This window comes from Sphingobacterium sp. CZ-2 (assembly GCF_004526235.1).
GTDB classification, from domain to species: domain Bacteria; phylum Bacteroidota; class Bacteroidia; order Sphingobacteriales; family Sphingobacteriaceae; genus Sphingobacterium; species Sphingobacterium tenebrionis.
The window spans coordinates 1,990,832-2,014,218 of sequence record NZ_CP038159.1; the positions used below are offsets into that span (position 1 = coordinate 1,990,832).

A 23,387-nucleotide genomic window follows, 5' to 3' on the forward strand; every position below is an offset into this window, starting at 1 on the left:
GGATTAAAAAGTGATGTTAAGATTGAACCCTACATATCTCATGGATGGGGAATTCAAATCCTCTGATCCCGTGTCTGGATCTGAAAATTTATATTCCTTTGTCCATAAAAATAGATTCTGGCCAGTGGCTCCAATGCTCGCTTTTTTAGCACTTATCTTTTGTGCAAGACCTATTGGGAGGTTATAATTAATGGATACTTCCCTTAATTTAATGAACGTTTCATCCCAAATGTTGTGGGTGCCAGAATAAGCCCTTTTCCAATAGTTTTCAAACGACACAGCTGTTTCATTAGGTGCAAATTCACGGGTATCCGTTAATATTTGTCCATATTTATCATAGGTCACTGTTCCTGAAGTAATTTTAACACCATTTCCTACATAGGTTTTATTACCATTAACTACTTCCTCATAACGCTCAGGAGATGCTGCATCTGGATGGGCACCTGTTTGCCATAACCTTGCATTCATATTGGAATAGGATAATCCTTTTATACGTCCATCTAAACTAAAGGATAAAGAGAAATCCTTATATCCAAATTGATTCGTCAAACCCCAAAACCATTTTGGCGCGGTATAGCCAAACAATCTGTTCGCATGTGTTGCGGAAACCGGCATACCTGCAGAGTTGTGGACAATTTCTCCATTAGGGCTTCTTTCCCAATCGCGAGTAGCATAAAAGTCAGTACGCAATCCCTTTTTGATGTATAAGGCATCTGCTGTATAGATAGGATCTAGTTTATGATAATATTCCAGATTTTGCGAAAAGTTGGTCATGATATCCCAAGAGAAATCATCTTTTTTGATCGCTGTACCTCCAACCGTGATTTCATGGCCTTTGGTCATCAATTGTTGGTCGGTATTGATCAATCGAGAACTGAATCCGGAGGATGGTGAAATACTTGCATAGGTAGTTACATTATGCAGCAATCGATAGTATCGGGTATAATTCGCATATAATCTGTTGTTGAATAAGGAAATATCTGCACCATACTCGGAAAGGTCTCTCTGTGTTGGAGAAATGGAAAAATCCTTGATAGAACTTGGATACGATGCGGTAGAAAGACCTTCCCAAACATTGGAGCTAACGCTATAGGTCTGTCTGATCTCATAAGGAGCTGGGACAGATTTTGTAACCGCCCAAGAACTTCTCAATTTCAACATCGACAGCCAAGAAGGTTTATAATCCTGCAATAAATCAGAAACAACCACACTACCAGAAACTGATGGGTAGAAATAGGATCTGGTCTCTTCCGGTAAAGCGGAAGACCAGTCATTTCTTCCTGTCGCCTCTAAGAATATGGCGTTTTTCCAGGATAAGGAAATTCGACCATATAAACTGTTGATCATTTCTTTATTTTTCGATTCGGAAGTTGAAACGGGATCAATCGAATTTTTAAGGGAATAGAATCCAGGAATTGAAATTCCATTTACCGTAGACGCAATTAAACCATTATCCCTTCTATAGAATACGCCAGCACCTGCTAAACCGTCAATTTGAAAATCGTTAAAAGATTTCTTTGCGGTAAAAATCAAATCATTATTCGTTCCAAAACCATCCGTTTTGTTTGTCCAGTATTTACCATTACTATGGTAACCACTAAATCCTCCACGAGTACCGTAGATTCCTTTTGGATTGGTCTGCGTTTGGGTATTTCCATAATAATCATAGCCCGTTCTCAACATGAATTTAGCCCAATCATTCACTTGATAATTCAACGTGACAGCCGCATTCAATTTGTTGACCAATTCGGCACTTATCTTTTCATAAGCCGATAAATAAGGGTTGTCGTACCATGCATTATAATGCCAGTTTTGTTTCTCATCTTTGGCTAGCCAGTAATCCTTGTATTGCATAAGGTCATATTCTGGACCGGTCCATACCAAAATATTATAAATATATCCTTGCGCATTATATCCAGCACCAAAATCATTAGGAGCGTTCCTTCTATTGTAACCAAATCTTGATTCTAAAGATACTTTGTTCGAAATCTTGGTTTCGCCTGATACGGAAATATTGGTCATATTCAATGTGGCATTTGGATACTGACCTTTATTATAGATATGGCTGATCGAAGTACGGATACTTCCATATTCTCCTTGATTGGTGAAACTAACCGAATTGTTGGAAATTACACCAGGTTCCAGGAAATTCTGGAAATTGTTTTTGCCCCTTGAGGTCAATTCGGTCATTTCCATTTGTTTAGTGATCGGGTTCCATTGACTATATTGTCTGCCAATATCTAACTTATCCCCCCATACATAATCATTTGTATTGTATTTTCCGCCTTCACCAGCTGAATAGGAAGATTGTACCTCTGGAAGTGCAAGATAGCCTGCGAAGAACATGTTATTGCTGTTAACCGAGATTTCGGTACCCATTTCACCCAATCCTTTTTTAGTGGTGACCATGATGGCACCCCCTGCACCCATGCTTCCGTATAGGGCGGTTGCAGTTGCTCCTTTTAATACCGAAATGTTTTCAATGTTATCTACTGGAATATCCCTTAGGTTAAGGTTTTCATAAGCTACCCCATCAATTACCAAAATTGGCGACATACCTCTTAGGGAGATCGAAGGCATCCGGTTGAATTCTGTACTGTTGAAAACACGTAATCCCGAAATCCTACCGGTTAATGTTGTACCAACGTCTACACCTTTAACTTTTTGTAATTGATCACCTTTAATGTCCTGAACCGCGTAGCCTAAGGCTTTCGTTTCTCTTTTGATACCTAGAGCCGTTACAACTACTTCGTCAATGGATTCTTCTGAACGCATTAAGGTAATGGTAGCATTGTTCCTTGCAGAAGATTCTAAACTATTGTATCCTACTATGGAAAATACCAGAACGCTGTTATCATTGGGAATCATGATCGTGAATTTCCCTTGCTCATTAGTTTGTGCAGCGGTCTCTGTTCCTTTCACTCGTACAGTTACATTCGCAAGTGGCTCATTGGTTTGTCCATCTAAAACAGTTCCTGTAATTTGATTTTGGAGATTAGATGATGCTCTTGAACCCTGTAGGTTCTGACCTGTTGTTCCATTGCTTGAACTGTTGGGTTTTAGACGCATAGTAAAGGCATTATCGCCCACTTTATCAATCTGAATCTGTTGAAAGCTCACCTCACTAAGAAAATTTACGATTTCGGACTTCTTTAAGCTTCCAATTTCATAATTATTCTTAATCTTAAGATCTTTCAGTTTAGATTCATAGTTGAACCTAACCTTGAATTTTTTCTCCAATTTTTGAATTAATTCCGTGATATTCTTATCCTGATAGGAGGAGAGACTACCCGCATAGGAATGGTTAATGTTTGGCAAGCCAAGGCTCAATGCCAGCGCTAATGCCAGGGTTAGCTTTTGTTTTTTCATTTTTCTATTGAAATAACGAGGTTATAATTTTTAAAAGTTTTTTGTAGGATGGTGATACAATCCTCAAAATCATCTGTTGGTAAATAGCCGGTAAAGTAGAGGTTGGAATTTTGGTTGTTTATTTGGATTTTCTGATCCGGATATGCTGTATGTAATTGGTTGATAACTTCTTGTAGTGGCTTATCGTTAAAATATAATTGATGATTGGTCCATGAAATATATTGCATAGTATCAACCACCGATGTCCTTATTGCTCCCTTATCGATGAGTACCCTTTCCGATGGTTTGATTTTCACTTCCTCGGTGCCCAATTTCATCGCAATTGAGCCTTCCGTTAAAACTGCTTCTTGCTGGTCGCCATGGAATATTAAATTGAACCTAGTGCCATAAACCTTAATTTCCGCTTGATTTTGGGATACAATTTTAAAGGGTTGATTTGATCTTTTACTAACATCAAAAAAACCTTCTCCTTTGAACGATATGATACGTTCTGAAGCTTTTGCAAAGTCACTTTTTTGAACGAGTTCGCTATTGGGTTTCAACAAGATTCTCGTGCCGTCTTCTAAGGTCAATACTTTTATCTTTTTGCTGGTATTGCTATAGCGGAAATAATCAACCTCGGAATTTTCGTTGGATTTCATGAACCATAATGCAGCAAAGCCAATGATAAGGAAAGCGGCGGCAATAGGGATCAGCTTGATGATCTTCGCCTGTTTGGAAATAGTTTTAGGCTGTTGAATATGGGCTAATATAGCGGATGATTTTTCGGGAGAAAGTTGTTTTTCTAATGGAAAGTTCTCCTCAAATCTTTCTAGGTCGAGTAAATGCTGAGGATCTTCTAATGACTGGTATAGTTCATAGAATTCCTTTAACTCATTTTCTGAGCAATTGTCTTGAAGGTACTTGGTATATAAATATTCAAATCTTTCCTTGTCCATGCCGTTTTCAGGTGTTCTTCTGTATTATATACTGACATGCTCAGCGAAAAGACGATGCTGATCAAAAATATTTTTTTCGGAATAGGACCATGTTTTTTTAATATATAAGTCTTAATGGTCTTATTTCCTTTAACTAGTTGATCTCTAACGGTGTTGATGGAAAGATTTAGGTGTTGAGCAATTTGGGTATTGCTCAAGTTTTCCATTCTACTTAACCAGAAAATATGTTTTCTTTTTTCAGGTAATTGTTCAATGGCTTCGGAATAGATCCTTTTTAATTCTCGGTATTCCTGCTCTTCTTCATTGTTATTGCAGAAATTGCTATTTACCTTCAATTGGTTCGAAGCATAGACTTGGAATTTGGCCTTCTTTTTCAGTTCATCATGCACTTGGTTCTTACAAATGGTAAATAAATAAGCTTTCGGATTGTTTTCAAAATCCAACTGGTCAAAATTGTTCCAGATTTTAATGAAAACCTCTTGCACGACATCGGCAGCTATATCCTCATCCTTTAAATGATTTAAAGCATAAATATAAAGCAAAGTATGATATTGATAAAAAAATGATTCGAATGTTGTCTCCCCTGTATTAGAGGAAATTGATTCTTCTTTTTCTGTCATACAATAGGGTAATTAAAAGAAATTGTGTCCTTATGAAATTTCGTGCTAAGAACGGTTTATAATGTTAATAGAAGATTAAGTTAATAATAAAATAAATATAAAAGAATAATTGCAATATTATTTACAACACCAGCTTTTTAACCAAAGGCTTCCCATCCTTTACCCCATAAAACAGAATATAATCCACCTTGGTCGACAATCCCGACGTCCCATCTTTCTGCCTAATAAAAATCCGTTTGAGGATAAAACTGGTCCCAGCAACCGTGGTACTCACATAAGGATTCCCCTTAGATGGAAAATGAAGAAATAACTTTTGTTCAGGTAGGGAAACAATAGAAGCCTCATAACTATTATTCTTCAAAAGCTTCGAATCAATTCCATACGCAAAATTCTTTTGAATGATCGTCAATGGCCTTATAACCCCACCATTGTCAAATAATTGGCGATAAACCTGAATGGGTTCATCCTTATTTATCGTTTTATCCGATTTATAATTCAGACTGTAGATATAGGTATTCTTCCCCCGGTTATGCTGTATATAAAACAAAACCCCATCCATGCGGGTGGGGGTAGGATAATTGTCCTGCCCCAAAGAGACAAGACAATTTATAATAAGTAGGCATATTAATAGCAATCTGTTCATTTCCAGTCTCTAATTTGACATGAAAATACAGAATCGTTTATTAATAAGCGATGAATTTTAAGTTAACTATTGTCTATTTCCACCGCCACCCATAAAACGGGTGATCAACCAGATCAATAAGGCAACAATAACAACGACGAAGATGATCCCTGACCATAGACCTGCCTTAAATATCCCCTCAATAACGGAACATCCAGTCAATAAATTCGTCATTAAAAATAATAATAATACTCCGTTGATTCTTTTCATAGTGCAATTGTCTTTATTAATAAACAATAAGGCATGGAAAAGGTTTGACCAAAAAAAATCAGGCCGAACATAACGTTCGGCCTGAAAACAAATTATATTTTATAATCAAAAATGCGTAGGCTTATTCAGCTCTTAAAATCTTGGCAGCTTCTACCATAGATTCCAATGCTGCTTTAGTTTCCGGCCATGCACGAGTTTTCAAACCACAGTCAGGGTTAACCCATAATTGCTCCGAAGGAACAACCGCTTTTGCTTTACGCAATAGGTCTACCATCTCTTCTGTGCTAGGAACGCGTGGCGAGTGGATATCATAAACACCAGGACCAATATCATTTGGATATTTGAAGTCAGCGAAAGCATCCAATAATTCCATTTGAGAACGTGAAGTCTCGATCGTAATTACGTCAGCATCCATTGCTGCGATATCTTGGATGATATCATTGAACTCAGAGTAACACATGTGTGTATGGATCTGCGTATCATCATCCACATTCGAAGAAGATACACGGAATGAACGTACAGCCCAATCCAAATACGCTTGTTGATCAGCTTTACGCAATGGTAATCCTTCGCGGATAGCTGGCTCATCGATCTGAATGATTTTGATACCTGCTTTTTCCAAAGCTTGAACCTCATCAAGGATCGCTAATGCGATTTGGTAAGTCGTGGTTGAACGAGGTTGATCGTTACGTACGAAAGACCATTGAAGAATAGTAACAGGACCAGTTAACATTCCTTTTACCGGACGGTTGGTCAATGATTGTGCATAAGCAGACCAACGAACAGTCATATCTTCAGGACGGTAAACATCACCATAAATAATCGGAGGTTTCACACAACGAGAACCGTATGATTGAACCCAACCGTTTTGAGTGAATGCATAACCTGCTAATTGCTCACCGAAGTATTCCACCATGTCGTTACGCTCAAATTCACCATGTACCAATACATCGATATCCAATTGCTCTTGTAAACGGATGGTTCTTTCTGTTTCTTCAGCAATTTCTTTATCGTATTGTTCTTGGGAAATAGCACCTTTTTTCAAATCAGCTCTCCATTTACGAACATCTTTGGTTTGTGGGAAGGAACCGATAGTCGTAGTTGCATAATCAGGAAGATTGAACTTCGCTTTTTGCGCTTTTTTACGATCATTGAATTTAGAAGTACGTGTAGCGTCTTCATCAGTGATGTTGTTTACACGGGTTTTAACTTCTGGTTTGTGGATCAATGGAGAAGTACGGCGGCTTTCGTTTGCTGCTTTGTTGGCTTCGAAACGTTTTTGTGTTGCTGCATCTACTTCACCTTCTGCCAATACCGCTAAGTCTTTTACTTCAGCTAATTTCTGTTTAGCGAACGCTAACCAGTTTTTAACTTCCGCAGGAAGAGACTCTTCGTTGTTTTCGTTGTCCAAGTCAAAAGGAACGTGCAATAGAGAAGAAGAAGGAGCAACCCATACACGGTCTTTTCCTAATTTCTCAACTGCTTGGTTGATTTTTGTCAAGGATTTTTCGTAATCATTTTTCCAAATGTTACGGCCTTCAACCACCCCTAAGGAAAGGGTTAGGTTAGCAGGAACTTTCGCTAATATAGAGTCGAGTTGATCTTCACCACGAACTAGATCCAGGTGAAGCGCGTGTACAGGAAGTGCCAAAGCAGTATCTTCGTTATCACGTAATGCCTCGAAATAAGTTGCAACGATTAATTTGATGCCTTTAGCTGCTGCAGCAAGTTTTTCGAAAACTTTTGCGTATAGCGCACGGGTAGCATCGTCGATATCCAAAGCTAAGAAAGGCTCGTCGATCTGTACGTATTGAGCGCCAGCATCAGCCAATTTTGCTAAGATTTCTTCGTAAACAGGTAATAAACTATCGATAAGATCGATACGGTTGAATCCAGCTTCTTTTTCTTTACCTAATAATAAGTAAGTGATTGGGCCGATGATCACCGGTTTAGTTTCAATACCTTGTTGTTTTGCCTCATTGTATTCGCTTAGGAATTTCTCTGAAGTCAATTTGAATTCTTGGTTTTTAACGAATTCAGGAACGATATAGTGGTAGTTTGTATCGAACCATTTGGTCATTTCCATAGCGGTCACATCGACACCACCTTCTTGGAAACCACGAGCCATCGCGAAGTATAGGTCTAAGTTATACTGGCGATCGATTTTGTTCAAAAGGGAGTTGTAACGAGCAGGGATAGCGCCTACAGTTAAGGATAGGTCTAATACTTGATCGTAGAATGAGAAATCGTTAGAAGGGATCAAATCGATGCCTGCATCTTTTTGAGTCTTCCAATTGCCTTCACGGATTTTCAGTCCAGCTTGCAATAATTCTTCCGCGCTGATTTTTTTTGCCCAGTAAGCTTCATTAGCTTTCTTTAGCTCGCGGAACGCGCCCACACGTGGGTAACCTAAATTGTTCGTTAATAACATAAAGTATTTTACTTAATTAATTTTTACTAAAGTCGTTTGCTAAGAGAAGGCTCCTAAGGATTAGTGAGTCCAGCTTATCGTTCCTCTTTAGAGGTAGAATGTAGCACCTTGTCAAGGGACAGGTTGCTAAGGCTTCATCGGGTCTAGTCCCTCTGCCTTTCTCTATAAGCGGTGCTAAGGTAGGGATAAGATTTTATATTAACAAAAAAATATTTCTATATCTTTTATTTATCCCCTGCTAAAACAGAAAAAGCCCCCAGCTTTTACACCAGAGGCTCTTCATGCTATTACTTAATAAATATTTTACCTTTTTACTTAATATGGTATCTGATACCGGTATAGAACATTCTACCTACTATCGGACCCCACACTAAATTCGTGTCGAAATTAGCACCAAACGGGTTGTCATGTGCCAAGATCGGATCTTTTTGGAAGTAGTTGCTCAGGTTCTCACCACCAACATACACATCAAAATTCTTGTTCTTTCCAAATGTTCTGCTCACCTGAGCGTTCATCGTAACATAAGCATCTGATTCCGTTGCCAATTGATACGCCTCTGGATTACCTACCGTACTTGGAAGACGTTTCTTGCCCACCACATTCAAGGTATAATCAAAACTCCATCCCGAATGTAGGTTGTAGGCCAAGTTCATGAATCCACGGTGTTTTGCTGTCAATGGTTTCTGTAATTTTCCGGAAGTATATTCGGTCTGTACATCCAACATACGGTATGCAAAACGTGCTTCGAAGTGCTGTGCCGGCATGAAACGGAATTCTGCCTGAACACTGTTCGAATAGGATTTGCCATCGAGATTATAGAATGCTACTTCTCGTGGGTTTTCGAAATCAACCACGACCTGGTTCTGGAAGTTGTTGTGGAACAATTCTAATGATAAGCCAGACTCACGACCGAACAATTGGAAACTCTGGTCAAATGTAAAGCCTGTATTCCAAGAAACCTCTGGTTTTAATCCATAAGCTGCTTCACCAGACACCAATTGGGCCAAGTCTTTAATAGTACGGCTGGATGCAAAAACACCTAAGTTCTCTGCAAAAACATTCGCTGTACGTTGTCCACGTCCTGAACTGATACGGAAAGTGGTTCCTAAGATAGGCTCATAACGCAATACCGCGCGTGGTGTGGTGAACCAACCATATAGGTTATTGTAATCCTGGCGGATACCCAATACCGCATCGAATTTCTCCGAAGGGCTAAAGGTATATTCTAAGAATGCACCCGCAACCGATTCTTTTCTTCCGAAGTTATAATCGTAATCATTTGTGCTGTTCACACGGCTTAACTGCTCATCCATATCATCATATTGGATGGATGCACCCACTTTGTATTTATGGGTCACATCGGAAATGATATCCTGGAACAATAAGTTGGCATACATGGATTTCTGCTCATTGTCGTAAGCATTCAATCCGAAGAAACTTTCCTGTTTATAGCGGCTTGCTGATAATTGTAGACCGATACTACGGTGTTTGTTGGTCGGGAATACATAACCTAGTTTACCAAAACCTTCAATACGCTCGTTTTTGAAGCCCAAGCCATATTGGTTGGTCGTAAACTTGTCGGTGTCTTCATTGAAATCGATCTGTCCACCAACACGGTCATCATGTAGGAATTTTACCCCAAATTGTGCAATGACACCTTTTCCATTTTCATAATGCCATCTATTGATACCGGAGAATAGGTTTCCAACCGGCATATCCCTAAATCCATTGTCGCTGAAGTTCATCTTCTTATTGTACATGAAGTTGTCATGCAGCAACAATCCTACTGACCATTTTTCGTTCAGGTGGGTAGCAACATTCAGGTTGATATCCGTACGGCCCATATTATTGGCGTAGGCATTGAAATATAATTTATCGGTATTGTGTGGTTTTTTCAATTCCACATTGATCTGTCCAGCCATGTTCTCGAATCCATTGGCAACAGAACCGATACCTTTACTGATGTTGATCGCTTCGATCCAAGTACCAGCGATACTGTTCAAACCAAGGGGAGAGGCAAAACCACGCGGACCTGGTAGGTTTTCTACAGTCAACTGCGTATAGATACCACTTAATCCCAACATCTGGATCTGTTTACTTCCGGTTACCGCATCGCTACTTACCACATCAACTGATGCGTTGGTAGAAAAACTTTCCGAAAGATCACAACAGGCAGCTTTGAAAAGCTCTTTTGCCGTGATGGTTTCCACACGCACAGGACTTAGCTTATTGATATAGTTCGATTTCTGTCTTCTCGAAACAACGATCTCCTTCAATACATTGTTCTTCGCCTGGATCATCACGATATCATGTAGGTTCTTAACCTCCACCGTATCCGAATTCATGCTGGCGTGGGTTACTACCAAGTAACGATATGGTTTTACGTGCATGATCTTGAACACACCATTCTCATTACTCTTTATTTTTTTGGAAGGATCTTCTTTCCAATAAACGGTAACATCAGAAATTGGGGTCAGATCACCACGATCATTTTCATTAACTACTACACCGGTCACCTCATGGTCGTGATCATGGTCATGTCCACCTTTGTCATCCGCTTTCTTAGCATGGTCATGGCCTTCATGTTCATCATGGTCGTGTCCTTCGTGGGATGCATGATCGTGACCTTCATGGTCATCGTGATCATGTCCTTCATGGTCATCTTCTTTTTTGATACCATCGGCACCCATACGTTCATATAGACAGCATTCATGCAATTTGTCATATACCTCTTGCGAAGCACGGAACTCTTTTGTGTCGTGCCCAGCATCAGCAATGGATTTCTTTATTTTATCTACTGTGGTTTTTTTGCTGTCAAAGGTTACTTTGGCCTTTTGGGTTGCCTGATCCCAGGTGATGCTGCTTGCACCGCCATCTTTTCCTGCCTTCTCAATTCGTTTTTTACACATGCCGCAATTTCCGGCCACTTCAAATTCTACCGTATTGGTCTGCGCAAATGCCAGATTGCCCAATAGGATAAATGTTATTAATAAATAATTTTTAAGGGTATTCATAAAATTTAATAAAAAATTGATTCAAATAATGTTTAAATATTTGGAGTCAATTCGATACTAAATTCTATACGTGCAGTTTAAGATGTAGACGGGTTCGAGATCCTGAATAGGAATAAAGGCCAAACTGTGGTACTCTTGGTCAGGATCATCAACAAAGATTTTCCATTGTTCCATGATCCAAGGGATCAGAACCACTGCTGGCGCAAAATTGATTAAATCTGTAAAGGTGGATTTTGACTGTAATTGTTCGCTGTCCGATTTCAAGCTTAATTCCTTGTCCTGACAACATCCTTTCTTACAGGAATCACCGTGTTTATGGGAAGTTTTGTCCTGGCATTTTGAACAATTAGGACAATTCTCATGTGATACTTTGGTGGATTGATCTAGCGATAGAAATGTCGATTTTCCACAATAGTGGAGATAAATTGTTGCCCCCGTACTGCATACAGAATAAATCATTAGGAGTAATATGGCAATAATTTTTCGCATAGATTATCCAAATATAACAATTGTTATGGGAAAATGTTGATAAATTATTTTAATTAATTCTTGCGTGTAAAAAAATTGGTTTTTATATTGGACTCAACTTAATGTAATAAACCTAATAATTTATGGAAACTTTAGCTGCACATCCAAACTTGCTGTATGTTGGCGTTGTAGGCTTAACATGCGCTGCGGGCTTGGTATTTTTCGTTTTCAACAAAATCTTAAGAAGAGTAAATTAATCTCGGGAAATGCTGCCCATAAATTCCAATCCTGTAAATATTGGAATTTATGAAGAGGCTGTGTCATAAAAATGATACAGCCTCTTTTTTTTGGAAGGCTTAATTATGCCCTTTGAAAAATAGATTTTGGTCTTGATTTAAGTGAGGTGTAAGTGAGTTGTAAGTGACTTTATGCACTTACAACTCACTTACATAGTACTTGGAATTTACTTGTACAGCGTTCGTATTTTGGAAATTGTATTTCTGAACTAAAAGAAGATTATTTTATGCCTTGAATAAAGTCCGAAATCTTGTCCAAATAACTATCGGCTGCCAATAGTTTTACGAATGCTGTCCCAACAATGGCTCCATTCACATAGCTCGTTGCTTTTCGGAATGTATCCCGATCATGGATACCAAATCCAATTACAACCGGATTTTTCAAATCCATGTCTTTAATTCTTTTGAAATAAGCTTCCGATTGCTCCTGTATGGCCAATTGCTTTCCTGTTGTGGCATTGGAGGATAGCAGGTAAATAAAGCTGGTAGAAAGATCATCGATCTTACGGATGCGTGCTTCCGAAGTCTGGGGAGTTACTAAAAAGATATTGCTGATTCCATTTTCTTTAAATACATCCTGGTAAAGTTCCTCGTATTCATACATCGGTAGATCAGGGATGATTGTTCCGTTTACACCGACCTCCTTACATTTATTACAAAAATTCTCTACCCCGTATTGAATAACGGGATTTACATAACCCATTAAATAGACAGGAATGGAAACCCTAATCCGGAGGTCTTTTAATTGTTCAAAAAGAATGTTCAGGGTCATGCCATTTTTTAGGGCTTCTTCCGAACTATGCTGTATAGTTGGTCCATCGGCCACAGGGTCGGAATAGGGGAAACCGATTTCCAAAAAATCTGCACCTGCTTTTTCGAGCGCCTCGGCAATATCCAAGGTACTGTCCAAGGATGGATAACCGGCGGTAAAATAGATGGATAGCAATCCGTTTGCTTGTTTGTTTATCTGCATCATGGTTAAAAGCCAAAGTATTTCATATAATTATCAAGATCCTTGTCGCCACGTCCGGAAAGACAGATCACGACGGTTTCATCGCCTTTAAAAGTCATCTTCTCCAAATGCGCTAAGGCGTGGGAGCTTTCGATCGCTGGGATGATCCCCTCCAATTTGGTCAGAAGTAGTCCCGCATTCATCGCTTCCTCATCGGTAGCACTGACATAAGTCCCTCTTCCAGATTTGAACAACCAGGCATGTTGTGGGCCAATACCAGGGTAATCGAGCCCGGCCGAAATGGAATAAGGTTCAATCACCTGGCCATCTTCGGTCTGCATCAGGATGGAGCGACTGCCATGTAGCACGCCTTCTTGTCCCAATTGGGTGGTAGCAGCTGATTCGCCACTGTCAACACCATGACCTGCTGCTTCCACAGCTATGATCTGAACATCCTCATCATCCAAAAAATGGTAGAACATCCCTGCTGCATTCGATCCTCCGCCTACACAGGCCATCACGATGTCTGGGGTCGCTTTTCCGGTTTTTTCCAACAGTTGCTTCCGGGTTTCTTCAGAAATGATGGACTGAAAGCGCGCCACCATGTCGGGATAGGGATGTGGTCCAACCACCGAACCGATGATGTAGTGGGTATCCACCGGATTGTTTATCCAATCTCTTAAGGCTTCATTGGTCGCATCTTTTAATGTTTTGCTGCCCGAAGTGGCCGCAATGACCGTAGCTCCCATCATTTTCATCCGGGCAACATTTGGCGCCTGACGCTGAATGTCGATCTCACCCATATACACCACACATTCCAAACCTTTCAGGGCACAGACTGTCGCAGTTGCCACACCATGCTGCCCAGCGCCGGTTTCGGCAATGATCCGTTTCTTGCCCAGTTTTTCTGCCAAGAGAATCTGACCGATGGTATTGTTGATCTTATGCGCTCCGGTATGGTTCAGGTCTTCACGCTTCAGGAAAATATTGGTACCGTATTTTTCCGATAGCCTTTTTGCTGGATACAAAGGGGATGGACGGCCTACATAATCCCGTAATAATTGTTCAAACTCTTCCTTAAACGAAGGGTCTTCTATGATGGAAAGGTATTGTTGTTGTAATTCTTCTACATTGGGATACAGCATTTCGGGGATGTATGCTCCTCCGAATGGGCCATAATACCCTTTTTGGTTTACTTGATATTTACTCATGGTGTATGGTTTTCAATGCTTCTTTTATTTTTTCGATATCTTTTAATCCCGGCTCGAGTTCGAATTTGGAGTTTAGATCCAGGCCAACTAATCTGGCATCATCAAATGCCAATGCCTCGGAAAGGTTTTCTAAGGAAAGTCCGCCACTTAGGAAATAAGGTTTTTGATAGGGATAAGATGTTAATTTCTCCCAATTGAAGGTATGGCCTGTACCGCCGTAGGCTGCGCTCTTGCTGTCGAAAAGGAGGTAATCTACCTGATCTAGAAAAGGGGATACCTTAGTCCAGTCAAAATCCTCATCAATGCCAAATGCCTTGATGACTTCCATTCCCAACCCTTTAAGGTCTTTTGCCAATGCCGGTGACTCATCGCCATGCAATTGGATGACCTTCAGGTCGTATTGTTTTATTGCCGACGTAATTTCCGATAGGCTGGCATTTACAAAAACGCCCGTTTTCTTTAATCCTGGAGCATCTGCTAATGTCGACAGGTTGCCCACATAGCGAGCGGATTTCGGATAAAAAATGTGGCCAATGTAATCAAGAGGTAAGCCGGCCAGTTCCTTGATATTCTCAGGGTCTCGCATGCCACATACCTTGATCAATATATTTCTCTTAGGCATTTATCAGTTTTTTAAGGCTCTCTTCTGCTTTTAATCCCAATAAGGATGCTTCGGCTTCATAGTAGCAATCGGCAAAGCTTTTTTCCGGATGGAAAGTTTTGATGGCGAAGGCGGCATTGCTCATCACTACATTGTTCTGTACATCTGTGCCTTCACCTTGAATGATCTTCTTGAAGGTATTCGCCGATTCTTCTACCTGATCTCCACCGGCCAGATCTGCCGCTGCAACAGGTTGGAAACCTAATTCCTCTACTGTATAATAATTCTCACCCGCATTGTTGATCACTTTGAAATCGCCGGTCAGGGATATTTCATCGTATCCATCCATGGAATGGATGATGCTATATTGTTTATTGCTGTTCTGATACAGGTAAGCATATAGCCTTGCGAGTTCTAGATTGAATACCCCAACCGATTGGAATTTGGGATTGGCAGGATTCGTTAATGGGCCGAGCATATTGAAGAAGGTCTTCACCCCTAATGCCCGACGGATTGGGGCCACAGTTTTCATGGCAGGGTGGAAGAGTGGGGCATGTAGGAAACAGATATTGGCTTCGTCAAGCTGTTTCTTTAAGGCATCGCTGTCTGCGGTAAAGGTATAACCTAAGGATTCCATCACATTGGAAGATCCACAGCCCGATGATACCCCTACATTACCGTGTTTGGCTACTTTATAGCCAGCACCCGCCACGACAAAGGAGGATAAAGTGGATATGTTGAAGGTGTTTTTTCCATCTCCACCTGTACCGCACATATCGATCAGGTCATAGCCATCGAAATCAAGTTTATGACATAAATCGTACATGGCATCGCGAAAACCACCCAATTCTTCTACGCGGATGCTGCGCATGCCGTAGATGGTCATGAATGCCGCGATTTGATGCGAATCGTATTTCCCGGTCGCGATATTTGTGAGGATATCGTAAGCTTCTTTTCTTGTAAAAGACTTATATTCAAATAAATGGGCTAAAATTTCTTTCATATCATTGCATAAAAAAAGGCTTGCCTATAAGGCAAGCCCGCTATTTTTTGAGTTCATTAATTCATTCAATAGGTCATTGCCACAACATTAATTGTTGTGCCACCACCAAATTGTATTGAACTGTTGTGCTTTCATTGTAAGTGAAACAAATATCAACGATTGTTTTGATATTTGCAAGAAATCAATTAAAAAAATGATTTTTTGTTAATAGGTAACAAAATGAGCCATCTCTTCTCCTTTAGAAACCAAGGTAAAAGAAGCTATTTTTCCTTCTTCCACATAAATGCTGGTCACCAACCGGTCCTTATGGTATAGAAAGTACATGTTATTCACATCCATATCCTCTGGATCGATATCCCGAACCTCCTTACGTGGTAATTGACTGTAGGTCTTATATTGTATATTCTCCAGTTTTTTGGTCATCAAATTGATTCTGATTTCCTGAAGACTAACTTCCAGGTAATCATACATCTCATCGGAAGGGTCATTTACGGTAACATATTGACTAAGGATCACATCCAATGCATTCTCTTCGTTTGCTAGGTCATGTATAAAATTCTTGACCAAGGATAGATTTTCCTTGCTTGATTTGCTTTCCATATGCTCCATTTTAGCCTGATTAGGTTTTGCCTGTGCGAAAGAGATCAAAGGACTGATGGACAATATCAAATACAGTAAATCCGGTTTCATGTTTAATTTATTTAGAATCTTTGACCAATAAAAACATAAAAGGATTAAATAAAAAGCGCCTCTTGATAAAAAGGCGCTTTTTATTTGAATTTAATATTCATCTTCATTGAAAAAGAAATCATCTTTTGTTGGATAATCCGGCCAGATTTCCTCGATGTTCTCGTATGGTTCACCATCGTCTTCCAACGCTTGAAGATTTTCAATCACTTCAACAGGTGCGCCAGAACGGATAGCATAATCAATCAATTCATCTTTGGTAGCCGGCCAAGGAGCGTCTTCTAAATGCGAAGCTAATTCAAGTGTCCAATACATATCTCTTTAATTAAGTTACATTTTTCGCAAAAATAATATTTAATTTAACTAATGCAAGAAATTTCCCTTTAATTCTTTGTTAATGGGTGTATGTATCAGATAATCAGATTTCTAAAATGAAAAATTTATTTACGGTTATTGTATTCCGTCCAGACTTTATTCATTTTTTCGTAGACTTCCTGCTCAAAACTCTTATCGTTATCATGCAGTTTCGGGTCGGTCTGTATAGGTTTTAATACCGTGATTTCAATTACGCCGGGTCTGGATCCATATGTTGATCCATCATCAAACATGATTTTCCAGGCATTGTGGATCACCACAGGAAGGATGGGGATATTGTTTTCTACCGCCATTTTAAAGGCGCCGGCTTTAAAAGGATGAAGTATCGGCGGATAACCATCGTCTATTTTTCCTTCCGGGAAAATAACCACGTTTTTTCCCTGTTGTAGCAATTCGGTCGCACGCTTATATGCTTTAAAGGAGGATATCTTACTTTCCCTCTTAACAGGAATATCGATCGTACGGAAGAATATCCTGGTAACCGGATTGTCCATCAATTCGATCTTTCCAATAAAAGAAAAAGGTTTTGGACACAAGTAGGTCAACGCCGTAATGTCCAGTATAGATGTATGGTTCGGGCAGATGATGTAATTTTGGGACCAATCTACCGGTTCTTCATAATGCACTTTAATCCTTATACCCACCAGGTATAAACTGGTCACACTGATCCATTTACGGAACCATACAATAGAGTTGTAATGCTTCTCCGGGTTTTTCGCTAAAAAATAAAGAATAGGGTAGCTGAGGATGTAGAAAAATAGTACCGCAGCGAAATAGAAAAACCTATGCATGGAGGAGTATTTAGTAGTAAGTATTTAGTATTTAGACCGGTTTTGAGTATTTAGTAGTAAGTATTTAGTATTTAGACCCTGGCGGCTTAATAGTTCATTTAAAACTTTAAAATTATTTAAATATTCAAAATCTTTTTTAACAAACATAGGTCTAAATACTAACTACTATATACTAAATACCTCTAGAAGACATAGGTCTAAATACTAACTACTATATACTAACTACTTCTAGAAGACATAGGTCTAAATACTAACTACTATATACTAAATACTAGCGAGCGATAGCTGAGCTATCGCCACATTTCCGCATAGTATTTATGGAACAATGGAATTGTTTCGATACCTTTTAGGTAGTTTTCAATGCCATATTTTTCATTAGGGGAGTGCAGGTTGTCGCTGTCTAGTCCGAAACCTAACAATACGGTTTTAATACCTAATTCTTTCTCGAATAGGGCAACGATTGGAATCGAGCCACCACCACGAGTAGGTATAGGTTTTTTGTTGAATGTTTCTTCAAGTGCTTTCTCTGCTGCTTTATAGGCGATGCTATCGGTAGGAGTAACCACTGGCTCGCCACCATGATGAGGTTTTACTTCTACTTTTACCGATTTTGGAGCGATGGCTTCAAAATGGTCTTTGAATAATTTCGTGATACGCTCCGAGTTTTGGTTAGGAACCAAACGCATAGAGATTTTTGCGAAGGCTTTAGAAGGTAAAACTGTTTTTGCACCTTCACCGATATATCCACCCCAGATACCATTTACCTCCAAAGTAGGACGGATACCGGTACGCTCGATCGTTGTGAATCCTTTCTCGCCCCATAATTCCTGAACACCTAAATCTTCTTCATAGGTTTCGATATCAAATGGCGCTTCGTTCAATGCTTTTCTTTCTGCTTCAGTCAATTCTAACACATCATCATAAAATCCTGGGATGGTGATGTGGTTGTTTTCATCATGCAAAGAAGCGATCATTTTAGCCAGGATGGTTGCTGGGTTTCCAACTGCTCCACCGTAAACACCAGAGTGAAGGTCGCGGTTTGGACCAGTTACCTCTACCTCTACGTAAGATAGTCCACGAAGACCTGTTTCCAACGATGGGCTTTCCAAGCTGATCATCGAAGTATCCGAAATAACAATCACATCGGCTTTTAAACGTTCTTTATTGGCACTTACAAAAATACCTAAGTTGGCCGAACCAACTTCCTCTTCACCTTCGATCATGAATTTAACATTACATGCCAAAGCATCGTTCTTCATCATGTATTCGAAAGCTTTCACGTGCATGTAGAACTGACCTTTATCATCAGCTGCACCACGAGCATAGATTTTACCATCACGTACGGTAGGTTCAAATGGTGGAGTCTCCCATAGTTCAATAGGATCTGCCGGTTGCACATCGTAGTGTCCATAAACCAAAACAGTAGGTAAAGATGGGTCGAAGATTTTTTCTCCGTATACAATTGGGTAGCCTGCTGTAGGACAAATCTCTACATTATCTGCTCCTGCATCTTTAAGTTTTTGTGCTACAAATTCCGCGGTGTTCAATACGCCTTCTTTAAATTGAGGGTCTGCACTTACTGACGGAAAGCGCAATAATTCAAATAATTCTTCTAAGAAGCGATCCTTATTTGCTTCTACATAGTCTTTGATATTTTGCATTTTTAATGGGTTTTTACAAATGTAATGAAATATATTTTAGTAAGGCTGTAACAAATTGCCCCCAGGGTCGACAAATGAAATGAATTGAATGGATCAGCTAGCTATCCGATTGCTGTTAATTATTTGTTAAAACGAAATGCTTTTAACCGTATTTCTCAGTTTTGTGATAATTTTGCGTACCATTTAATCCTTTGAACTTTTTTATTAATTCTATGAAATTTTTTACAAGCGTTTTTCTAACCCTCTTTTTCGGTTTGATCTCCTTGCAGACTTTTGCCCAGAAAAAAATTACTGGAGAGATTCTTTCAGAAACCGACAAAACAAAACTTAGCAATGCCAGCGTGATGCTATTGCAGGCTAAAGATTCCATTTTGGTGGATTTTGCCCGAGTAAATCAAGATGGTAAGTTCAGTATCAACAATCCGGATACGGCAGATTACCTATTGATCGTAAGCTATCCAAAATTTGGTGAGTACTTCCAGAACATCAAAAAAGGAACTGGTGATTTGGCATTGGGACAGATCAGTTTACAATCCGCCGCCAGTTTGATCGAAGAAGTTTTGGTGACCGGAAAGATTCCGGTCGTGGTCAAAGGGGATACGGTCGAATATGACGCATCCAGCTTTGCAACGGAAAAGAATGCGAAGGTGGAGGATCTTTTAAAGGTATTGCCAGGGATTTCGGTCGATGCGAGTGGAAAGATTACCGCGCAGGGTAAGACTGTAGAAAAGGTATTGGTTGACGGAGAAGAATTCTTCGGAGACGATCCTACCTTAGTGACCCGTAATATCCGTTCGGATATGGTGGATAAGGTGCAGGTATATGAGAAGAAAACGGAAGCGGCTGAACGTACAGGCGTGGATGATGGAACGCGTGTGCAAACCATCAATGTGAAATTGAAGGAAGAAGCGAAGAACGGTATGTTCGGAAAAGCGGAAGCCGGAGGGGGTACCGATGGTGATAATGGTTTCTACTTAGGAAAATTAGCCTTAAACCGATTCAAAGGATCGACTAAAATCTCCGCTTTTGGAGTGGGTGCCAATGATGGAACCATCAGCTTAGGTTGGGAAGATGAAGAGAAGTTTGGAATGGGCGATGGTGGAATAGAGGTTATGGAAGATGGAGGGGTAAACTTCAGCTTCGGTGGTGATGCTTTCAGCAATTGGAATGGAAAGGGACAACCGAAGGCTTTGACCGGTGGGGTATCTTATATGGATGCTTGGAAAGACAAAAAGCATAAGTTGAACTTAAGCTATAAGTATGGTCAGATCGAAAATAATTTTTCGGATAATTTTATCCGCGAGACGCCAACCGAAGGTGGCTATTTGAACAGCAATACCACCAACAATAATCAAACAGATGCGAATAGACATCGTTTCAATACCAAATACGATTATGCGATCGATTCATTAACGGCATTGACGCTAAAGGTTTCTGGCTCAAGAGAAAAGAATACCAATAGTTTAATGGTAAATGGGGAGACTTTCCAGGATGGTACAAAAGTATCGGATAACAGTAGTGAGCAACGTGGGGAGACAACAACGCAAAACGTTTCCTACGATGCCTATCTAACTCGTAAATTCAAGAAAGAAGGCCGTTCATTGGCTTTGCGTTTCGCAGGTAATAATTCAGAAGACGAAGGCGATCTTTTATTGGAATCTGAAAACAACAATTATGCTTTGGGAACTTCCCAAGTAATCGATCAATTGAAGAATAAGACGTCCAATTCGGATAACATCGTTTCTTCCGTGACGTATACAGAACCTTTGGGCAAGCTTTTCAGAACCTCCTTCAATTATGAGTTTGCATCCTCTAAAACCCATGCCATTGTAAATTCCTTCAATAAGGATGCAAGTGGTGGCTATACGGTATTGGATGATGAATTCAGTAATGACTTCAACTTTAACACCACCCGCAATTCCGGAGGAATCGGTTTTGGATATAAGACGGAAAAGATCGATGTGTATCTGAATAATGTGCTTCGTCATGATGACTTGAGCCAAATGAACAATTATGCAAATACAGGGCTGAGCAGGGATTATCTGACCTATAACCCGAACGCTTATTTGCGATACAACATTTCAAAATCTAAACGTATTAACTTAAATTATAGCTATCGCAATAGTTTGCCTTCGCTGTTCCAGATTCAACCATTACGTCAGAATACGGACCAGATGAACGAATATTTTGGTAATGAAAACCTGGTTCCTTCCAAATCAAGTAGCTTCGGGTTAGGGTTCAACTCCTGGGATATGATGAAAGGTAAATATATCTACCTATGGGCAAATGCAGGACAGACCATCGATGCGATCCAGACCAATGTGGTGATCGAAAAAGGAGGTTTAAGGAAGCTTTATTACGAGAATATGGATAAAAACTCCACCAATGTATCGGTTTATGGAGGTGCCGGATTTGACCTGATCCGTAAATGGCAATTAAAATCCAACTTCAATCTGAATGCCTCATACAATAGATACTATAATTATATTAACGATAGAACAATTGCGAATCCTTCTGATGAGTTTGCGGAGAACGTAAATGACAATTTTAATTACGGACTGAGCATCGGTTTTGAAAGAAACACGACGAAGAAAGTAGATTTCAACTGGACCTTTACACCAGGGTTCCGTACCTTGAAAACTTCGTTGAACCCAGAACGTAACAGTGACGGATTCACCTTCAACAGTGATCTGACGGTGAAAGCTTACCTTCCTTGGAAAATTACCTTATATGGAGAGGGTACTTATGACTACGAAGCACCTACGGATGCTTTACCTGAGCGTTTTGAACGTATTCTTTTCAAACCGGGGATTTCCAAGAAATTCTTGAAAAGTGAAGGTCTGATCTTAGACTTTTATGTAAATGATGTGTTCAATCAGAATAAAGGGTTCAGCAGATCGCAGTACAACGGAGCGATTACACAGAATACCTACAACACCATCTCCAGGTATTACATGTTGAAGTTAACTTGGGAGTTCACTAAAATGATAGGAGTAAATTAATCATGAAAAAGCATTTATATATAGCCGTTTTATTTTTTCTAGGCCTAGGTTTGCAAGCGGCGCAAGCACAATACGCCTATTTCCCAACTGAGGGAGCAATTACATACGAAAAGACCATCCACATCAAGAACTTGATGAGACGTTATATGAACAGTTTAAAGGACGGGGATATGTCGCGGACGTATATGGAACAAATGGTATCAAAATCTCCGGAGACAGCTGTTTTGGAAAGGAAGTTATCCTTCCGTGGCAATGAAACCTATTTTGAACCGATGCCTCGTGAACAGAACCAATTGGTTACCCAAATGCTGATGATGTTGGATAATGGGGCTAAAGTCTATCAAAACCTGGAAAAAGAACAAGTATCCATGGCGATGGATTTTGGTGGTTCTGCCATCGTTGTTCAGGATAGCTTAACGGACGTAAAATGGAAGATTACCAATGAATACAGAAACATTGCTGGCTACGATTGCCGCCGTGCGAATGGAATTACCTTAGATTCTGTATATGTGGTTGCTTTCTATACCGATCAGATCCCTACTTCAGGAGGACCGGGAAGTATCCATGGTTTACCAGGGATGATCTTAGGGTTTGTGGTTCCGGAGCAGCACTTCAACATCTACGCAACCAAAGTGGAAATGACCGCGCCTACCATTAAGACCGATATCTTCAAGAAAAAAGATAAGCCCAATACCCGCAGAGAGGTCAAGGCTAAAATGAAAGAAGTAATGGGACAATGGATGACCGATAAACAGATTGATCTCATGATGGCCAGTCTATTCCTATAGACGAGGAGCCAATAGCTAAAAAAGCCCGATTCAATGGAATCGGGCTTTTTTATTTTCAAAAATAAGCAAGCTTATTTTTTACCTTCGTTTTTCTTAGAAGTTACTTCGTTACGAATTTCTTGTGCTAATGTTTTGATGTCTTGTAAACCTTTACGCACGCGTGTTCCAGCAGCAGAGTTACCGTTGTTGAAGAATTTTTCTGCGTCAGCTTCGATAGAAGCTACTAGCTCTTTTAATTTAGTGTAGTTTTCCATTTTTTAATTAATATAATTTTAGTTTTTCTTAATT

At 39.8% G+C, this 23,387-nt stretch carries 19 protein-coding genes and 1 riboswitch; of the genes, 2 read left to right on the top strand and 17 right to left on the bottom strand.

What is annotated here, in order from left to right; all coding sequences use genetic code 11:
- Positions 1 to 3 precede the first annotated feature (3 nt).
- The 16 genes from E3D81_RS08815 to E3D81_RS08890 form a co-directional block, all read right to left on the bottom strand.
- Positions 4 to 3,369: a SusC/RagA family TonB-linked outer membrane protein gene (locus tag E3D81_RS08815; protein WP_134777172.1), complete on the bottom strand. Its 3,366-nt coding sequence runs from the start codon at positions 3,367 to 3,369 to the stop codon at positions 4 to 6.
- A complete protein-coding gene (locus E3D81_RS08820) occupies positions 3,366 to 4,307 on the bottom strand; it encodes a FecR family protein (protein ID WP_134777173.1) in 942 nt (313 codons plus the stop codon). Before E3D81_RS08820 ends, E3D81_RS08815 begins: the two co-directional genes overlap by 4 nt.
- Complete coding sequence (locus E3D81_RS08825) at positions 4,238 to 4,927, bottom strand: RNA polymerase sigma-70 factor (protein ID WP_134777174.1); 690 nt, start codon at positions 4,925 to 4,927, stop codon at positions 4,238 to 4,240. The genes E3D81_RS08820 and E3D81_RS08825 overlap by 70 nt, the downstream gene beginning before the upstream one ends.
- 121 nt (positions 4,928 to 5,048) lie before the next feature.
- Positions 5,049 to 5,570, bottom strand: a complete 522-nt coding sequence (locus E3D81_RS08830; protein WP_134777175.1) for a DUF4833 domain-containing protein — start codon at positions 5,568 to 5,570, stop codon at positions 5,049 to 5,051.
- Positions 5,571 to 5,636: 66 nt separating this feature from the next.
- Positions 5,637 to 5,819, bottom strand: coding sequence for a hypothetical protein (locus E3D81_RS08835; protein ID WP_099365967.1), 183 nt, complete (start codon positions 5,817 to 5,819; stop codon positions 5,637 to 5,639).
- A 121-nt stretch (positions 5,820 to 5,940) separates the two neighbouring features.
- Positions 5,941 to 8,250: a 5-methyltetrahydropteroyltriglutamate--homocysteine S-methyltransferase gene (gene metE, locus E3D81_RS08840; protein WP_134777176.1), complete on the bottom strand. Its 2,310-nt coding sequence runs from the start codon at positions 8,248 to 8,250 to the stop codon at positions 5,941 to 5,943.
- 71 nt (positions 8,251 to 8,321) lie between these two features.
- Positions 8,322 to 8,421: riboswitch (SAM riboswitch) on the bottom strand.
- 140 nt (positions 8,422 to 8,561) lie between these two features.
- On the bottom strand, positions 8,562 to 11,264 hold the full coding sequence (locus E3D81_RS08845) for a TonB-dependent receptor domain-containing protein (protein ID WP_134777177.1): 2,703 nt from the start codon (positions 11,262 to 11,264) through the stop codon (positions 8,562 to 8,564).
- A 57-nt stretch (positions 11,265 to 11,321) separates the two neighbouring features.
- Positions 11,322 to 11,753 (bottom strand): HYC_CC_PP family protein, encoded by a 432-nt coding sequence (locus tag E3D81_RS17220; protein ID WP_410528423.1) that lies wholly within the window; start codon positions 11,751 to 11,753, stop codon positions 11,322 to 11,324.
- A gap of 495 nt (positions 11,754 to 12,248) precedes the next feature.
- On the bottom strand, positions 12,249 to 13,004 hold the full coding sequence (gene trpA, locus E3D81_RS08855) for a tryptophan synthase subunit alpha (protein ID WP_134777179.1): 756 nt from the start codon (positions 13,002 to 13,004) through the stop codon (positions 12,249 to 12,251).
- 2 nt (positions 13,005 to 13,006) lie between these two features.
- A complete protein-coding gene (gene trpB / locus E3D81_RS08860; protein ID WP_134777180.1) occupies positions 13,007 to 14,191 on the bottom strand; it encodes a tryptophan synthase subunit beta in 1,185 nt (394 codons plus the stop codon).
- A complete protein-coding gene (locus tag E3D81_RS08865; RefSeq protein ID WP_134777181.1) occupies positions 14,184 to 14,813 on the bottom strand; it encodes a phosphoribosylanthranilate isomerase in 630 nt (209 codons plus the stop codon). Before E3D81_RS08865 ends, trpB begins: the two co-directional genes overlap by 8 nt.
- Positions 14,806 to 15,795, bottom strand: coding sequence for an anthranilate phosphoribosyltransferase (gene trpD, locus E3D81_RS08870; RefSeq protein WP_134777182.1), 990 nt, complete (start codon positions 15,793 to 15,795; stop codon positions 14,806 to 14,808). Before trpD ends, E3D81_RS08865 begins: the two co-directional genes overlap by 8 nt.
- A gap of 204 nt (positions 15,796 to 15,999) precedes the next feature.
- Complete coding sequence (locus tag E3D81_RS08875) at positions 16,000 to 16,485, bottom strand: hypothetical protein (protein WP_134777183.1); 486 nt, start codon at positions 16,483 to 16,485, stop codon at positions 16,000 to 16,002.
- 90 nt (positions 16,486 to 16,575) lie between these two features.
- Complete coding sequence (locus tag E3D81_RS08880) at positions 16,576 to 16,797, bottom strand: DUF2795 domain-containing protein (RefSeq protein WP_002996718.1); 222 nt, start codon at positions 16,795 to 16,797, stop codon at positions 16,576 to 16,578.
- 125 nt (positions 16,798 to 16,922) lie between these two features.
- Positions 16,923 to 17,648, bottom strand: a complete 726-nt coding sequence (locus E3D81_RS08885) for a lysophospholipid acyltransferase family protein (RefSeq protein WP_134777184.1) — start codon at positions 17,646 to 17,648, stop codon at positions 16,923 to 16,925.
- A 290-nt stretch (positions 17,649 to 17,938) separates the two neighbouring features.
- Positions 17,939 to 19,309 (bottom strand): dipeptidase, encoded by a 1,371-nt coding sequence (locus E3D81_RS08890; RefSeq protein ID WP_134777185.1) that lies wholly within the window; start codon positions 19,307 to 19,309, stop codon positions 17,939 to 17,941.
- Between the two features lie 212 nt (positions 19,310 to 19,521).
- Here E3D81_RS08890 and E3D81_RS08895 point away from each other — a divergent pair, with 212 nt between their 5' ends.
- Positions 19,522 to 22,311 (top strand): outer membrane beta-barrel protein, encoded by a 2,790-nt coding sequence (locus tag E3D81_RS08895; protein WP_134777186.1) that lies wholly within the window; start codon positions 19,522 to 19,524, stop codon positions 22,309 to 22,311.
- A gap of 2 nt (positions 22,312 to 22,313) precedes the next feature.
- Positions 22,314 to 23,099: a GLPGLI family protein gene (locus tag E3D81_RS08900; RefSeq protein WP_134777187.1), complete on the top strand. Its 786-nt coding sequence runs from the start codon at positions 22,314 to 22,316 to the stop codon at positions 23,097 to 23,099.
- 71 nt (positions 23,100 to 23,170) lie between these two features.
- Here the strand turns inward: E3D81_RS08900 and E3D81_RS08905 are convergent, their stop codons facing one another.
- Positions 23,171 to 23,353, bottom strand: a complete 183-nt coding sequence (locus E3D81_RS08905; RefSeq protein ID WP_099365954.1) for a histone H1 — start codon at positions 23,351 to 23,353, stop codon at positions 23,171 to 23,173.
- Positions 23,354 to 23,387 lie beyond the last annotated feature (34 nt).

Excerpts from the sequence above, each read along its gene's own strand:
- E3D81_RS08830 (WP_134777175.1), bottom strand. The coding sequence starts at position 5,570 with ATGAACAGATTGCTATTAATATGCCTACTTATTATAAATTGTCTTGTC.
- E3D81_RS08900 (WP_134777187.1), top strand. The coding sequence starts at position 22,314 with ATGAAAAAGCATTTATATATAGCCGTTTTATTTTTTCTAGGCCTAGGT.
- E3D81_RS08865 (WP_134777181.1), bottom strand. The coding sequence starts at position 14,813 with ATGCCTAAGAGAAATATATTGATCAAGGTATGTGGCATGCGAGACCCT.
- E3D81_RS08880 (WP_002996718.1), bottom strand. The coding sequence starts at position 16,797 with ATGTATTGGACACTTGAATTAGCTTCGCATTTAGAAGACGCTCCTTGG.
- trpA (WP_134777179.1), bottom strand. The coding sequence starts at position 13,004 with ATGATGCAGATAAACAAACAAGCAAACGGATTGCTATCCATCTATTTT.
- E3D81_RS08815 (WP_134777172.1), bottom strand. The coding sequence starts at position 3,369 with ATGAAAAAACAAAAGCTAACCCTGGCATTAGCGCTGGCATTGAGCCTT.
- trpB (WP_134777180.1), bottom strand. The coding sequence starts at position 14,191 with ATGAGTAAATATCAAGTAAACCAAAAAGGGTATTATGGCCCATTCGGA.
- E3D81_RS08905 (WP_099365954.1), bottom strand. The coding sequence starts at position 23,353 with ATGGAAAACTACACTAAATTAAAAGAGCTAGTAGCTTCTATCGAAGCT.
- E3D81_RS08825 (WP_134777174.1), bottom strand. The coding sequence starts at position 4,927 with ATGACAGAAAAAGAAGAATCAATTTCCTCTAATACAGGGGAGACAACA.
- E3D81_RS17220 (WP_410528423.1), bottom strand. The coding sequence starts at position 11,753 with ATGCGAAAAATTATTGCCATATTACTCCTAATGATTTATTCTGTATGC.
- E3D81_RS08835 (WP_099365967.1), bottom strand. The coding sequence starts at position 5,819 with ATGAAAAGAATCAACGGAGTATTATTATTATTTTTAATGACGAATTTA.
- metE (WP_134777176.1), bottom strand. The coding sequence starts at position 8,250 with ATGTTATTAACGAACAATTTAGGTTACCCACGTGTGGGCGCGTTCCGC.
- trpD (WP_134777182.1), bottom strand. The coding sequence starts at position 15,795 with ATGAAAGAAATTTTAGCCCATTTATTTGAATATAAGTCTTTTACAAGA.
- E3D81_RS08820 (WP_134777173.1), bottom strand. The coding sequence starts at position 4,307 with ATGGACAAGGAAAGATTTGAATATTTATATACCAAGTACCTTCAAGAC.
- E3D81_RS08885 (WP_134777184.1), bottom strand. The coding sequence starts at position 17,648 with ATGCATAGGTTTTTCTATTTCGCTGCGGTACTATTTTTCTACATCCTC.
- E3D81_RS08845 (WP_134777177.1), bottom strand. The coding sequence starts at position 11,264 with ATGAATACCCTTAAAAATTATTTATTAATAACATTTATCCTATTGGGC.
- E3D81_RS08890 (WP_134777185.1), bottom strand. The coding sequence starts at position 19,309 with ATGCAAAATATCAAAGACTATGTAGAAGCAAATAAGGATCGCTTCTTA.
- E3D81_RS08875 (WP_134777183.1), bottom strand. The coding sequence starts at position 16,485 with ATGAAACCGGATTTACTGTATTTGATATTGTCCATCAGTCCTTTGATC.
- E3D81_RS08895 (WP_134777186.1), top strand. The coding sequence starts at position 19,522 with ATGAAATTTTTTACAAGCGTTTTTCTAACCCTCTTTTTCGGTTTGATC.